General features: G+C 65.8%; 17 protein-coding genes. 3 read left to right on the top strand and 14 right to left on the bottom strand.

The genetic code is table 11. The features are described 5' to 3' along the window. The first annotated feature begins 13 nt into the window (after window positions 1–13). The 3 genes from LPA45_RS05370 (at window position 14) to LPA45_RS05360 (ending at window position 3,367) form a co-directional block, all read left to right on the top strand. Window positions 14–772, top strand: a complete 759-nt coding sequence (locus tag LPA45_RS05370) for an SDR family oxidoreductase (protein WP_116317625.1) — start codon at window positions 14–16, stop codon at window positions 770–772. Window positions 773–823: 51 nt separating this feature from the next. Continuing rightward, window positions 824–2,368, top strand: a complete 1,545-nt coding sequence (gene lysS, locus LPA45_RS05365; protein WP_317925918.1) for a lysine--tRNA ligase — start codon at window positions 824–826, stop codon at window positions 2,366–2,368. Between the two features lie 237 nt (window positions 2,369–2,605). After that, the gene (locus LPA45_RS05360) at window positions 2,606–3,367 is read left to right on the top strand and encodes a glycine zipper 2TM domain-containing protein (protein WP_317925916.1); all 762 of its coding nucleotides are present in this window, start codon (window positions 2,606–2,608) and stop codon (window positions 3,365–3,367) included. Between the two features lie 77 nt (window positions 3,368–3,444). Here the strand turns inward: LPA45_RS05360 and iscX are convergent, their stop codons facing one another. The 14 genes from iscX to uvrB all read right to left on the bottom strand — a co-directional run bounded on the left by iscX (window position 3,445) and on the right by uvrB (window position 13,466). Next, entirely contained in the window at window positions 3,445–3,639 is a 195-nt protein-coding gene (iscX, locus tag LPA45_RS05355; RefSeq protein WP_116317622.1) for a Fe-S cluster assembly protein IscX, read from the bottom strand. Between the two features lie 33 nt (window positions 3,640–3,672). Then, complete coding sequence (fdx, locus tag LPA45_RS05350; protein ID WP_063238412.1) at window positions 3,673–4,011, bottom strand: ISC system 2Fe-2S type ferredoxin; 339 nt, start codon at window positions 4,009–4,011, stop codon at window positions 3,673–3,675. A gap of 41 nt (window positions 4,012–4,052) precedes the next feature. Further along, a complete protein-coding gene (hscA, locus tag LPA45_RS05345) occupies window positions 4,053–5,918 on the bottom strand; it encodes a Fe-S protein assembly chaperone HscA (protein ID WP_116317621.1) in 1,866 nt (621 codons plus the stop codon). Window positions 5,919–6,025: 107 nt separating this feature from the next. Then, window positions 6,026–6,544 (bottom strand): Fe-S protein assembly co-chaperone HscB, encoded by a 519-nt coding sequence (gene hscB / locus LPA45_RS05340; RefSeq protein WP_317924292.1) that lies wholly within the window; start codon window positions 6,542–6,544, stop codon window positions 6,026–6,028. A 55-nt stretch (window positions 6,545–6,599) separates the two neighbouring features. Beyond that, on the bottom strand, window positions 6,600–6,839 hold the full coding sequence (locus LPA45_RS05335; protein WP_116317619.1) for a DUF3565 domain-containing protein: 240 nt from the start codon (window positions 6,837–6,839) through the stop codon (window positions 6,600–6,602). 32 nt (window positions 6,840–6,871) lie between these two features. Next, the gene (iscA, locus tag LPA45_RS05330) at window positions 6,872–7,192 is read right to left on the bottom strand and encodes an iron-sulfur cluster assembly protein IscA (protein ID WP_010809024.1); all 321 of its coding nucleotides are present in this window, start codon (window positions 7,190–7,192) and stop codon (window positions 6,872–6,874) included. Window positions 7,193–7,231: 39 nt separating this feature from the next. Next, window positions 7,232–7,630, bottom strand: coding sequence for a Fe-S cluster assembly scaffold IscU (gene iscU / locus LPA45_RS05325; RefSeq protein ID WP_010809025.1), 399 nt, complete (start codon window positions 7,628–7,630; stop codon window positions 7,232–7,234). Between the two features lie 75 nt (window positions 7,631–7,705). Next, window positions 7,706–8,929, bottom strand: coding sequence for an IscS subfamily cysteine desulfurase (locus LPA45_RS05320; RefSeq protein WP_271815680.1), 1,224 nt, complete (start codon window positions 8,927–8,929; stop codon window positions 7,706–7,708). Between the two features lie 64 nt (window positions 8,930–8,993). Further along, a complete protein-coding gene (gene iscR, locus LPA45_RS05315; protein ID WP_116317617.1) occupies window positions 8,994–9,548 on the bottom strand; it encodes a Fe-S cluster assembly transcriptional regulator IscR in 555 nt (184 codons plus the stop codon). 273 nt (window positions 9,549–9,821) lie between these two features. Further along, window positions 9,822–10,310, bottom strand: a complete 489-nt coding sequence (locus LPA45_RS05310; RefSeq protein WP_116317616.1) for a low molecular weight protein-tyrosine-phosphatase — start codon at window positions 10,308–10,310, stop codon at window positions 9,822–9,824. A gap of 170 nt (window positions 10,311–10,480) precedes the next feature. Next, the gene (locus tag LPA45_RS05305) at window positions 10,481–10,723 is read right to left on the bottom strand and encodes a hypothetical protein (RefSeq protein ID WP_116317615.1); all 243 of its coding nucleotides are present in this window, start codon (window positions 10,721–10,723) and stop codon (window positions 10,481–10,483) included. Between the two features lie 37 nt (window positions 10,724–10,760). Beyond that, a complete protein-coding gene (locus tag LPA45_RS05300; RefSeq protein ID WP_029046863.1) occupies window positions 10,761–10,982 on the bottom strand; it encodes a hypothetical protein in 222 nt (73 codons plus the stop codon). A gap of 20 nt (window positions 10,983–11,002) precedes the next feature. Beyond that, window positions 11,003–11,305 (bottom strand): putative quinol monooxygenase, encoded by a 303-nt coding sequence (locus LPA45_RS05295; protein WP_116317614.1) that lies wholly within the window; start codon window positions 11,303–11,305, stop codon window positions 11,003–11,005. A 76-nt stretch (window positions 11,306–11,381) separates the two neighbouring features. After that, a complete protein-coding gene (gene uvrB / locus LPA45_RS05290) occupies window positions 11,382–13,466 on the bottom strand; it encodes an excinuclease ABC subunit UvrB (protein ID WP_116317613.1) in 2,085 nt (694 codons plus the stop codon). Window positions 13,467–13,657: the final 191 nt, after the last annotated feature.

The following is a 13,657-nucleotide window of genomic DNA, read 5'->3' as shown; positions in this document are numbered from 1 at the left end:
CGACCGGGGCACCATGAGCGAAGCCAATCACCTCTACATCATCACCGGCGCCTCGCGCGGGCTGGGCGCGGCACTGACCAACGCCCTGCTCGTGCCGGGCAACCGCCTGATCTGCGTGGCGCGCAGCCGCAACAATGAGCTCGAGCGCATCGCCACCATGAGCGGCGTGCCGGTGGCCTGGCACCTGCAGGACCTGTCCCAGGCCGGGCCCGCGGCCACCTGGCTGGCCAGCGTGATCGATACCCTCGACCAGCCGCCGACCAGCGCCACGCTGATCCTGAACGCCGGCGTGGTCGAGCCGATCGGCCCGGTCTCGCGCCTGCAGGAAAGCACGCTGGTGCCGCACCTGCTGACCAACCTCGCGGCGCCGATGACAATGACCGCTGCCTTCCTGGAGCGCACCGAGAAGTACGACTGCCCGCGCAAGGTGCTGGCAATCTCTTCCGGCGCGGCGCGCCGCCCGATCGAGGGCTGGAGCGCCTACTGCGCCGGCAAGGCGGGCCTGGACATGTTCATGCGCTCGGTCAACGCCGAGTACGCGCAGGCACCGGCACCGCGCACCGTGCGCGCGGTGGCGCTGGCGCCGGGCGTGATCGACACCGGCATGCAGGACGTGATCCGCAACGCCGACTTTGCCCAGGTGCAGCGCTTCCGCGACCTGAAGGCGAACGAGCAGCTCGCTTCCGCCGAGGAAACCGCAGGCCGCATCGTCGCCTACCTGCACCGCCCGGATTTCGGCAGCACCGAGCTGGACGATCTCCGCAACTACTGAAGCCATACTGAACCCGCATGCGGCCCGCCGCGTGCGACGCTACAAGACATCATGACCGAACCGAACCACGCCCAGGCCAAGCCAGCCGCCGCAGACACGCCCGCCGTCGACGAGAACAAGATCATCGCGGAGCGGCGCGAGAAACTGGCCGCGCTGCGCCAGCAAGGCGTGGCCTTCCCCAACGATTTCCGCCCCACCCACCAGGCCGCCGCGCTGCACGCGCAATACGGCGAGACCGACCAGGCCGCGCTCGAAGCCAGCCCGGTTGAAGTCGCGATCGCCGGCCGCATGATGCTCAAGCGCGTAATGGGCAAGGCCAGCTTCGCCACCGTGCAGGACGGCAGCGGCCAGATCCAGTTCTACATCACGCGCGACAAGGTCGGCGAAGAGGTCTACGCCGCCTTCAAGCACTGGGACCTGGGCGACATCATCAGCGCCCGCGGCGAGCTGTTCCGCACCAACAAGGGCGAACTGTCGGTGCAGGTGCGCGAGTTGCGCCTGCTGTCCAAGTCGCTGCGCCCGCTGCCGGACAAGTTCCACGGCCTGGCCGACCAGGAAATGAAGTACCGCCAGCGCTATGTCGACCTGATCGTGTCGCCGGAAACGCGCAACACCTTCCGCGCCCGCACCAACGCGATCTCGTCGCTGCGCCGCCATATGGCCGACGCCGGCTTCATGGAAGTGGAAACGCCGATGCTGCACCCGATCCCGGGCGGCGCCGCGGCCAAGCCCTTTATCACGCACCACAATGCGCTGGACATGCAGATGTTCATGCGCATCGCGCCTGAGCTGTACCTGAAGCGCCTGGTGGTCGGCGGCTTCGAGCGCGTGTTCGAGATCAACCGCAACTTCCGTAACGAGGGGGTGAGCCCGCGCCACAACCCCGAGTTCACCATGATGGAGTTCTACGCGGCCTACACGGACTACCGCTGGCTGATGGACTTCACCGAAGACCTGATCCGCAAGGCCGCGATCGATGCGCGCGGCAGCGCCGTGCTGACATACCAGGAACGCGAGCTGGACCTGTCCAAGCCGTTCCACCGCCTGACCATCTGCCAGGCGATCCAGAAGTTCGCGCCGCAATACACCGACGCGCAACTGGCCGATGCCGAGTTCCTGCGCGTTGAGCTGAAGAAGTTCGGCGTCAACACCAACGCGCCGCAGTTCCTCAATGCCGGGCTGGGCACGCTGCAACTGGTGCTGTTCGAGGAAACCGCCGAGAGCCAGCTGTGGGAGCCGACCTTTATCATCGACTACCCGGTCGAGGTCTCGCCGCTGGCGCGCGCTTCGGACACGGTGCCGGGCATTACCGAGCGTTTCGAGCTGTTCATCACCGGCCGCGAGATCGCCAACGGCTTCTCGGAACTGAATGACGCCGAAGACCAGGCCGACCGTTTCCGCAAGCAGGTCGAGCAGAAGGACGCCGGTGACGAGGAAGCGATGTATTTCGACGCCGACTACATCCGCGCGCTGGAATACGGCATGCCCCCGACGGGCGGCTGCGGTATCGGCATCGACCGTCTGGTGATGCTGCTGACGGATAGCCCCAATATCCGCGACGTCATCCTGTTCCCGCACCTGCGCAAGGAAGACTGACGGTTTGCTCCCTCTCCCGCAAGCGGGAGAGGGAGCAAACAAGCGGGTGATTCAAGCCTCCTCGCGTCGCTCGCGGGTTGTTACAGCGCCCGCTCCCCGCCCCGCAAGCCTCTCGCAACCCATTGATACAAAAGGCCTTTTCCGCCTACATATATTTACAAAAACAAACGGAAAACGCGCCCCGCTTCCGCCAAACTGGTTCCATCCCATCGCGGCCATCGCCGCACCGGAGCCATAATGCAGAGCCCAGCCACTTCGCCCAACCAAACGTCCGCCCCGCTGCCGCCGCAACGCCGGCTGCATCCGCTGATCGGCGCGGCAGCCGTGTCCGTGGTCATCGCCAGCCTGACCGCCGTAGCCGCCGTCACCGGCGTGCTGCCGATCAGCAAGGCGAATCCTGACCTGCAGGCGCGGCAAAGCCAGCAAGGGGCACAGGCGCCGCAGGGGCCGCTGCCAGTCACCACGCAGACCGCGCCGCCGCCGGGCAGTACAACCCGCCCGCCGGTCTATGACGACGGCCAGCAAGCGCAATCGCGCCAGAACGCCACCTCGCAACCGGCGCAAGCCGCCCCGCGCGCCGCTCCCGCACGCCAGGCCGCCCAGCGCGACAGCGAACCCCGCACCAGCCAGCGCGCCGACACCGAGCGCCCGGCCGCCAAGGGCAGCCCCTACGCCGGGCGCATCGTCGCCGTGACACCGATACAGACCCAGAAGCCCAACACCAGCGGCCTGGGCGCGCTGGGCGGCGCCGTGGTCGGCGGCTTGGTTGGCAACCAGGTCGGCAAGGGCAATGGCCGTATCGTCGGCACTGTTGTCGGTGCGGTGGGCGGCGGTGTCGCAGGCAACCAGATCGAGAAGGCCGTGAGCAAGGACACGCACTACGAGGTGCGCGTCCGCATGGATGACGGCAGCCAGCGCACCTTTACGTATGAAAAGGATCCCGCGGTGCAGGTCGGCGAGCGCGTGCACATGGAGAACGGTGCGCTGGTGCGAGGCTGATTCCCACGCTCGCGCAGCACCAATGCAAAAGGCCGGCGACTATGCCGGCCTTTTGCTTCTCCCCGATACCGAAAGCTTTATTCCGCTTCCTCGATCCAGGCTTGCTGGATCGCTTCCAGGATCTTCTCGCCCGAACGTGCGGGATCGTCGGCAAAGCCGTCGAGCTCCAGCACCCAGCTGCGCAGGTCGGTAAAGCGTACGCCGGCCGGGTCGACATCAGGATATTTGTCGTACAGCGCCGAAGCAATGTCGTAGGTATCGGTCCACTTCATGGGTCGTTCTCCGCTGAGATCTGCGCCGTCGGCTCAGTGGCCTTCCTTGGCGTGGTTGATGGTGTACTTGGGGATCTCGACGGTCAGGTCGTCCTCGTCGACGATGGCCTGGCACGAGAGGCGCGAATTCGGCTCCAGGCCCCAGGCCTTGTCGAGCAGGTCTTCTTCCTTCTCTTCAGCCTCGTTGAGCGAGTCAAAGCCTTCGCGCACGATCACGTGGCAAGTGGTGCAGGCGCACGACTTCTCGCACGCGTGTTCGAGATCGATACCGTGGGAAAGGAGGGAGTCGAGGACGCTGACGCCCTTCTCGGCCTCGATCACCTTCCCTTCGGGACAGTATTCGACGTGGGGCAAAACAATGATCTGTGGCATGTCGTTTCCTGGGGTTCTGTAATGCGGTGCAGGCGCGGTGATCAGCCCAGTTCCTGCACCTTGCGCCCGGCCAGCGCACTCTTGATCGAGCGGTCCATGCGGCGGGCGGCGAATTCATCGGTGCCGTGCGACAGTTTTTCCACCGCGGCACGGATCGCCAGGTGGTCTTCGCCCCTGGCAATCTCGCGCACGCTGGCGATCAGCGCTTCGACGTCGGCGCGCTCTTCGGCCGACAGCAGGTCGCCGTCGGTCTCCAGCGCGCGCCGCGTGGCCTCGCCCAACCGGTCGGCCTCGACGCGCTCTTCAGCCAGCGCGCGGCTCTTCATGTCGTGCTCGGCTTCGCGGAAGCTGTCCTGCAGCATGCGCGCGATATCGTCGTCGGCCAGCCCGTACGACGGCTTGACCGTCACCGAAGCTTCCACGCCGGAGTGCGTCTCGCGGGCCGTCACCGACAGCAGGCCGTCGGCATCGACCTGGTAGGTCACGCGGATGCGCGCCGCGCCGGCCACCATCGGCGGGATGCCGCGCAGCTCGAAGCGCGCCAGCGAGCGGCAGTCGCTCGCCAGTTCGCGCTCGCCCTGCAGCACGTGGATCGCCATCGCGGTCTGGCCGTCCTTGAAAGTGGTGAATTCCTGCGCACGCGCCACCGGGATGGTGCTGTTGCGCGGGATGATCTTCTCGACCAGGCCACCCATGGTCTCGACGCCCAGCGACAGCGGGATCACGTCGAGCAGCAGCCAGTCTTCACCGGGAGCATGGTTGCCGGCCAGCAGGTTGGCCTGCATTGCGGCGCCCAGCGCCACCACGCGGTCGGGGTCAAGGTTGGTCAGCGGGGTCTGGCCGAAGTGATCGCCGACGGCCTTGCGGATCGAGGGCATGCGCGTGGCGCCGCCGACCAGCACCACGCCCTTGACGTCGTCGGGCGCCACACCGGCGTCGCGCAGCGCCTTGCGCACCGGCGCCAGCGTCTTCTGCACCAGATGGGCGGTGATCTTCTCGAAAGTCTCGTCGGTCAGCGTCAGGTGGACGATCTCGCCGGAGTCAAGCACGGCATCGATCACGGTGCTGTCCGCTTCCGACAGCGCTTCCTTGGCGGCGCGCGCGCGCACCATCAGCAGGCGCATGTCCTGCGCCGACAGCGGCTGCAGGCTGGCCTGCTCGACAATCCAGCACAGCAGGCGCTGGTCGAAGTCATCACCGCCCAGCGCGGAATCGCCGCCGGTGGCCAACACCTCGAACACGCCGCGCGTGAGCTTGAGCACCGAGATATCGAAAGTGCCGCCGCCCAGGTCATAGACCGCGTAGACGCCTTCGGCGGCGTTGTCGAGGCCATAGGCAATGGCTGCGGCGGTCGGCTCGTTCAGCAGGCGCAGCACTTCCAGGCCGGCCAGGCGCGCGGCGTCCTTGGTCGCCTGGCGCTGCGCCTCATCGAAATATGCCGGTACGGTGATGACCGCGCCGACGAGGTCGTCACCCAGCGTGTCTTCGGCGCGCTGGCGCAGCGTGGCCAGGATCTCGGCCGAGATTTCCACCGGGCTCTTCACCCCCGCGGCGGTCTTGATCTGCACCATGCCGGGCGCGTCGACGAAGTCGTACGGGCTGTGCTCGATATTGGCCACGTCGCGCAGGCCACGGCCCATGAAGCGCTTGACCGAGACGATGGTGTTCTTGGGATCGCGCACCGCCTCTTCCTGGGCCCGGTAGCCAATATGCGCGGTGCGGTCCGGCAGGTAGCGCACGACCGACGGCAGCAGCGCGCGGCCGCGCTCGTCGCCCAGCACCTCAGGGATGCTGCTGCGCACCGCGGCCACCAGCGAGTTGGTGGTGCCGAGGTCGATGCCGACGGCCAGGCGGCGTTGGTGGGGCGCCGGCGACATGCCGGGTTCGGAAATCTGGAGCAGTGCCATGGTAATTCTTCGCTGTCTTGTGCGGCAGGGGAAACCGCCATGCGGGCCGCATGGGGGCGGTTTTCACGCCGGGCGCCATTGTGTCACGGCCCCGGCAATCTTGCCGGTCAGTCTTCCAGCCGGTCGATGGCCTCGCTGGTATCGTGCTCGATCTTCTCGATAAACATCAGTTGCCGGACCGCGGCACCGGCTGCCTCGTTGTCGCCGCCATCCAGCAGTGCGCCCAGCGCGGCATGGCGCTCGCGCTTTTCCTGGCGCAGCTCGCGCAGCAGCGCATCGAGGCGGTCCACGTCGCGCGCTTCCACCGCTTCCTGCAGCGCTTCGCGCCACTCCATCTGCTGCATCAGGAAGGCGGGCGACATGGCGGTGTTGTTCTCCGCCTGCACGTCGACGCCGCGCAGCTTCAGCAGGTAGGTCGCGCGCCGCAACGGCTGGCGCAGCGTGCGGTAGGCTTCATTGGCATGCGCGGCCCACTGCATGGCCACGCGGCGCTCGGCATCGCCGGCGTTGGCGAAGCGGTCCGGGTGCGCCTGCGACTGCACGGTGAGATAGGCCGCATCCAGCGCGGCCTCGTCTACGCCGAACTGCGCCGGCAGACCGAACAGCGCAAAAAAATCGTCTTTCAACTGCTTCCCCAAGAAAAAAGAGCGGCCGCGCCGCCCCTTCGTCCATTTGCCGCCGTCACCGGCCGGCAGGCTGGCTGGCCCGCGCCAGGGCCCACTCCGCCGGCGGTTCGTTGCGGTCGCACTTCAGGCAATTCACCCGCGCGCCAACCATGCCGGCGCGGCCCTGCTCGCTCTGTGTCCACGGCCGCAACTGCCACGGCGGATCGTGCCGCACGTGCTGGCCATGGCCGCAATCGAGTTCAGCCACCCAGTAGCCTTCCGCGTCCCGGTGGAACCCGGTGATGCTGCGCTCCACCGACGTCCTTCGTGGCTTTGGTGCGATGCTGCTCAGACCGTGAACGACTCGCCGCAGCCGCACTCGTCCTTGACGTTGGGGTTGTTGAAGCGGAACCCTTCGTTCAACCCTTCGCGCGCATAGTCGAGTTCGGTGCCGTCGATGTACGGCAGGCTCTTGGCGTCAACGATGACCTTGATGCCGTGCGACTCGAACACCGCGTCTTCCGGCAGCAGCTCGTCGACATATTCCAGCTTGTAGGCCAGGCCCGAGCAGCCGGTGGTCTTCACGCCCAGGCGCAGGCCCACGCCCTTGCCGCGGCGTTCCAGATAGCGGGCGACGTGCTTGGCCGCCTTCTCGGTCATCGTGATCATCGTTGCGTCTTCCTTCGTGCTTCTTGTCGATCGACAGGATCAGGCAGCCTTCTGCTCGGCGCCGTGCTTCTTCTTGTAGTCTTCGACAGCAGCCTTGATCGCGTCTTCAGCCAGGATCGAGCAGTGGATCTTCACCGGCGGCAGGGCCAGTTCTTCAGCGATCTGGGTGTTCTTGATCTCCAGCGCCTGGTCCACGGTCTTGCCCTTGACCCACTCGGTCACCAGCGACGACGAGGCGATGGCCGAGCCGCAGCCATAGGTCTTGAACTTGGCGTCTTCGATCACGCCAGCTTCGTTGACCTTGATCTGCAGCTTCATCACGTCGCCGCAAGCCGGGGCGCCGACCATGCCGGTGCCGACCGCATCGTCGTTCTTGTCGAACGAACCGACGTTGCGGGGGTTTTCATAGTGGTCGAGAACCTTCGTGCTGTATGACATTTTGCTTACCTCTTGCGTATCTTTTACGGGGGTCTTGCTTTTGTTTTGGCTGGATCCTGCGGGTACTTAATGCGCTCAGTGCGCGGCCCACTGGATCGAATTCAGGTCGACGCCGTCCTTGAACATTTCCCACAGCGGCGACAGGTCGCGCAGCTTGCCGATCTTGGACTTGAGCAGCTGGACGGTGTAGTCGATCTCCTGCTCGGTGGTGAAGCGGCCGACCGTGAAGCGGATCGAGCTGTGCGCCAGCTCGTCATTGCGGCCCAGCGCGCGCAGCACGTACGACGGCTCCAGCGAAGCCGAGGTGCAGGCCGAACCCGACGACACCGCCACGTCCTTGATCGCCATGATCAGCGACTCGCCTTCGACGAAGTTGAAGCTGACATTCAGGTTGTGCGGCACGCGGTGGTCCAGGTCACCGTTCAGGTAGACCTCTTCCATGTCCGACAGGCCGTTCCACAGGCGGTCGCGCAGCATGCGAATGCGTTCGTTCTCCGTCGCCATTTCTTCGCGGGCGATGCGGAAGGCTTCGCCCATGCCGACGATCTGGTGCGTGGCCAGCGTGCCCGAGCGCATGCCGCGCTCATGGCCGCCGCCGTGCATCTGCGCCTCGATGCGCACGCGCGGCTTGCGGCGCACATACAACGCGCCGACGCCCTTCGGGCCATAAGTCTTGTGGGCCGAGAACGACATCAGGTCGCACTTCAGCTTGTTCAGGTCGATCACCACCTTGCCGGTCGCCTGCGCGGCGTCGCAATGGAAGATGATGCCCTTTTCGCGGCAGATCTCGCCGATCTGCTCGACGTCCTGGATCACGCCGATCTCGTTGTTGACCAGCATCACCGACACCAGGATCGTGTCCGGGCGCAGCGCCTGCTTGAATACGTCGATATCGACCAGGCCGTTTTCCTTCACGTCCAGGTAGGTCACCTCGAAGCCCTGGCGTTCCAGTTCGCGCGTGGTGTCGAGCACGGCCTTGTGCTCGGTCTTCACGGTGATGAGATGCTTGCCCTTGCCCGAATAGAAGTTCGCGGCACCCTTGATGGCCAGGTTGTTCGATTCGGTCGCACCCGACGTCCACACGATCTCGCGCGGGTCCGCGCCGACCAGTGCTGCCACCTGCTCACGCGCCTCTTCCACCGCGCGCTCCGCCTCCCAGCCGTACGCATGGCTGCGCGAGGCGGGGTTGCCGAACTGCTCGCGCAGGTACGGAATCATCTTGTCCGCCACGCGCGGGTCTACCGGCGTGGTGGCCGAGTAATCCATGTAGATGGGGAAATGTGGGGTGCTCATCGTTATGACTGCCTTTTTAGGGACCGCTGATCGCTGATTTCTACCGTTGCCTGTGTCGCGCCTTTGGGGGTCAGGACTGCGCCAGGCTGAAAACTGAATTCACCACCCTCGCCCGGACCGGCTTTTCCTGCTTGTCGGCCTTGCCGCGCGCGGCGGCGGTTGCCGGCTGCGCGGCTTCCTCGCGCATGTCGTGCAGCACCGCCGGCTGGCGGGCGCGCTGCTGGTCAACCAGGTTCTTGAGGGAGACGGAGTCGAGGTACTCGACCATCTTCTGGTTCAGCGTTGCCCACAACTCGTGGGTCATGCAACGCCCGGAGCCGTCATCTCCGTTACAATTACCCTTTCCGCCGCACTGGGTAGCGTCCAGCGGCTCGTCGACGGCGATGATGATGTCCGCCACCGTGACGTCTTCGGCCTTGCGTGCCAGGCTGTAGCCACCGCCCGGACCGCGTACGCTTTCGACGATCTCATGCCGGCGCAGCTTGCCGAACAGCTGTTCCAGGTACGACAGGGAGATCTTTTGCCGCTGGCTGATGCCGGCGAGCGTCACCGGTCCCTGGTCCTGGCGCATCGCCAGGTCGATCATCGCAGTGACCGCGAAGCGGCCTTTGGTGGTCAGTCTCATGGTGCAGGGCTCTGGGGGTAAAGCGAATACTTGATCGTTTCCGTCAAGTATAAAGGTACCCGACTAATTCAGTCAACTACCGCTGCCGCAGCGCATCAAGCGCTGCACTCGCCGGCAACCCTCTCCGGGCTTGCGGCGCGGGGCGGCACGACCAGCGAAAGCGGGTGTTTCAGGATGCGGCGCCGCACGACGGCGCTTGGCTCGGCGCGATCCACCCGCCGCAAATTGCGTGAGCGAAGCGCCGGCCGCGGGAGGATGCGCGCGGGTGCCGGCTCAGCCGGCCGGGTCTTGCAGGTGCTGGCGAAGCATCGCGATCAGTCCGTCGCAGGCGTCCTCGACATAGTCGAGCACGCGCTCGAAACCGTCGCCCTCGCCGTAGTACGGATCAGGCACTTCGTCGGCGTCGTGAAGAGTGGCGAAGCTCATCAGCAGGCGCACCTTGTCGCCGGCATCGGGATGCAGCCGAGTCAGGCCGGCGAGATTCTCGCGGTCCATCGCCAAAATCAGGTCGAAACGGTCAAAGTCAGGCAGGCCGACCTTGCGGGCGCGCAGCGCCGACAGGTCGTAGCCGCGGCGCAGCGCGGCGCGCTGGGTGCGCGGGTCGGGCGCGCGGCCCAGGTGGTACTCATGGGTGCCGGCCGAGTCCAGTTCGACCAGCGGCTCCAGCCCGGCTGCAGCAAGCTTGGCGCGCAGCACGCCTTCCGCAGTCGGTGAACGGCAGATGTTGCCCATGCAACACATCAGGATGGCGTATTTTTTCATCGGTCGATCGACAGCGTGGGCTGGTGAAAGCGCAAGCGCGGCCACGGCGTGGCGCTCAAGGCTCCCTGCCTGCCGGCCTGCCCGGTAGATTAGGCGAGGCGCAATTCTAGCCGCCTGTCCGGAGCGAGCCGCCGATGCTCGCCGGCTCGCGCCGTGGCGCCGGGCCCTGCCTAAGCGAGCTGCCTGGCCAGGCGCTCGCCATGCGCAAACCCGGCCACCGCGGCGGCTTCGGCGGATTTGAAATGATCGGTGATGCGCGAAGTCTCGGTCAGCGTGCCGGCGGCGCGGATATTGGTCCCCGGGCGGCAGACGCGCACCGTGTACGACCATTCGCTCTGCGAGCGTTGCCTGACCTGCACCTGCACCTCGTGGGTTTCATAGACCTTCTTCTTCCACTCGCCGATTTCGGCCATTGTGTGTTCTCCTCGGGAAATGGGACGGGGCGGACGGCTAGTTGACCTCGCCGGCATCGATGGCCCGCATCGCCGCGGCCTCGGCCAGTGCAACAGCCGCCTCCTGCGTGGGCGCATCGCCGGCAATGGCCTCGTAGGTAGGGCCGGCCGGCTCGCCAAAGGCGTCGGCAATGCGCATCTGCCCGGCAAAACCGCCTGCGGCATTTGGCACCGCGCTGGCCACGACCAGGTAGCCTCCGTACTCGAATTGGCGTTCCATGGCAGCTCCTTGCGCCCGGTTCACCCTGGCAGCTTGGCCGCCAGCACCTCCAGCTTCTGGATCGGCGGCGTACCCATGAACAGTTCCGGCGCCCTGGCCATCAGCGCGGCGGCAACCTTGCCGGACAGGTGTGCGTCGCGCGCGGACTCGTCGGCAAAGGCATCGAAGATGCCGAACATCGACGGCCCCAGCCGCAGCGCGAACCAGGCCGCAGTACCGGCCTCCTGCTGCACCAGCGCCAGTCCGTCGCGCAGGAACTGATCGACTTCCTGTTCCTTGCCGGGTCGCGCCTCCAGCGGCACCCACAGGCCAAGCTTTACCATGATGCGTCTCCGGGATCGGTCCTGACGCATTTCACTATAGGCCAGCCACGCCGCACGCCCGCCCCGTGGCGCAGGTTCAGGCGGGCGGCAGCGCGCCCTCGCCGCTGGCGCCGAACACCTGCGCCTTGAGCTTGGCCAACTGGTCGCGCACCTGCGCCGCCTGCTCGAATTCCAGGTTGCGGGCATGGTCGAGCATGAGTTTTTCCAGGCGCTTGATTTCCTTAGACACCTGCTTTTCGCTCATATCCTCGTAGCGCGCCTGCTCCTGCGCGGCCTGCAGCTCGGCCTTGGCATCGCTGGCGTTGTAGACGCCGTCGATGATGTCCTTGATGCGCTTGACCACGCCGCGCGGAATGATGCCGTTGGCCTCGTTGAAGGCCATCTGCTTGGCGCGGCGGCGCTCGGTCTCGCTGATGGCCTTGCGCATCGACTCGGTCATGCGGTCGGCATACAGGATGGCGGCGCCATTGACGTTGCGCGCGGCGCGGCCGATGGTCTGGATCAGCGAGCGCTCGGCGCGCAGGAAGCCTTCCTTGTCGGCATCCAGGATCGCCACCAGCGAGACTTCGGGGATATCCAAACCCTCGCGCAGCAGGTTGATGCCGACCAGCACGTCAAAGGTACCCAGGCGCAGGTCGCGGATGATCTCGACGCGCTCCACCGTGTCGATGTCCGAGTGCAGGTAGCGCACCTTGACGCCGTTCTCGGACAGGAACTCGGTCAGCTGCTCGGCCATGCGCTTGGTCAGCGTGGTCACCAGCACACGCTCGTTGACCTCCACGCGCGCGTGGATTTCCGACAGCAGGTCGTCCACCTGCGTGGTCGCCGGACGCACGATGATGGTCGGGTCGACCAGCCCGGTCGGGCGCACCACCTGCTCCACCACCTGCCCGGCATGCTCCTGCTCGAACTGCGCCGGTGTCGCCGAGACAAACATTACCTGGCGCATCTTGCCCTCGAACTCGTCGAACTTGAGCGGCCGGTTGTCCAGCGCCGACGGCAGCCGGAAGCCGTACTCGACCAGCGTGGTCTTGCGCGCGCGGTCACCGTTGTACATGCCGTTGAGCTGGCCGATCAGCACGTGCGACTCATCCAGGAACATCAGCGCGTCGGACGGCAGGTAGTCGACCAGCGTCGGCGGCGGTTCCCCGGGGCGCGCGCCGGACAGGTGGCGCGAATAGTTCTCGATGCCCTTGCAAAAGCCCAGCTCCGAAAGCATTTCGAGATCGAAGCGGGTACGCTGCTCCAGCCGCTGGGCCTCGACCAGCCGGTTTTCCTTGTGGAAGAACTCCAGCCGGCCGCGCAATTCGTCCTTGATCGCCTCGATCGCGCGCAGCACGGTCTCGCGCGGCGTCACGTAGTGGCTCGACGGGTAGACCGTGAAGCGCGGGATCTTCTGCTTCACGCGGCCGGTCAATGGATCGAAGAACTGGAGCGATTCCACTTCGTCGTCGAACATCTCCAGCCGCACCGCCATCTCGGCGTGTTCGGCCGGGAAGATGTCGATGGTGTCGCCGCGCACGCGGAACGTGCCGCGCTGGAAATCGGTCTCGTTGCGGGTGTATTGCATGGCGATCAGGCGCGCGATCACATCGCGCTGGCTGATCTTGTCGCCGGCCCGCAAAGTGAGAATCATCTGGTGGTATTCGTTCGGGTTGCCGATACCATAGATCGCCGAGACCGTCGCCACGATCACCGTGTCGCGGCGCTCCAGCAGGCTCTTGGTCGCCGACAGCCGCATCTGCTCGATATGCTCGTTGATCGACGAGTCTTTCTCGATGAACAGGTCGCGCTGCGGGACGTAAGCCTCAGGCTGGTAGTAGTCGTAGTAGCTGACGAAGTACTCGACCGCATTGCGCGGGAAAAACTCGCGGAACTCGGCGTAGAGCTGGGCCGCCAGCGTCTTGTTGGGCGCGAACACGATCGCCGGCCGTCCCATCCGGGCGATCACGTTGGCCATGGTGAAGGTCTTGCCCGATCCGGTCACGCCCAGCAGTGTCTGGTACGACAGGCCGTCCTCCACCCCTTCCACCAGCTGGCGGATCGCTTCCGGCTGGTCGCCGGCGGGCGCGAACGGCTGGTACAGCTGGAACGGGGAGCCGGAAAATGTGACGAATTTGCTTTCGTCCAGGGCCGGCGCGGCTTCTGCGAGGTTCGACATAGGGGGCGGAATAGCGGGAGAAGTAATAAAGAAGTAACGAAAGAAGTGATGGCGGATTAGGGAAAAACCTCAGGAAAACGGGCGGATACGCTAGAATCTTGGGGTTGACAGCCCCCGCTTCAAGCCGTTTCCAACGGCGTGGGGCCGATTCCGCCCAGAACGGAACGGGGCCTGCCAGCCGCAGCGCAGTC

It is taken from the genome of Cupriavidus sp. Agwp_2 (genome assembly GCF_040784895.1).
GTDB lineage: Bacteria > Pseudomonadota > Gammaproteobacteria > Burkholderiales > Burkholderiaceae > Cupriavidus.
The sequence above is the reverse complement of the archived record's forward strand: the minus strand, read 5'-3'. Positions and strand labels throughout refer to the sequence as shown.